Here is a 244-nt window from a genome sequence, read left to right as displayed (position 1 = left end):
CGTTCACCGATGATCCGGAGGCGCACTGGGGTTGGCGGCGCTGGACCCTCGACGCCACGCTCGACAAGGGGCGCCAGCACCTTGTCGTGCGCGCCTTCGACGACACTGGACAGGGTCAGCCCGAGCGGCCGGATACGATGTGGAACTTCGCTGGCTATCTGTGCACCGCCTGGCATCATGTGCACGTGCTGGTCGAATGATCGAAGCGTCAGCGGCACCGGATCTCGGCTTTTGGATCGATGCG

Annotated in this window: 1 pseudogene; it reads left to right on the top strand. The window is 64.8% G+C overall.

Annotated elements, in window-relative coordinates:
* Nucleotides 1–200, top strand: a pseudogene (locus tag ASE88_RS18520) (molybdopterin oxidoreductase); the annotation flags it as partial.
* Nucleotides 201–244 lie beyond the last annotated feature (44 nt).

The sequence above is a fragment of the Sphingomonas sp. Leaf38 genome (assembly GCF_001421825.1).
GTDB lineage: Bacteria > Pseudomonadota > Alphaproteobacteria > Sphingomonadales > Sphingomonadaceae > Sphingomonas.
The sequence above is the reverse complement of the archived record's forward strand: the minus strand, read 5'-3'. Positions and strand labels throughout refer to the sequence as shown.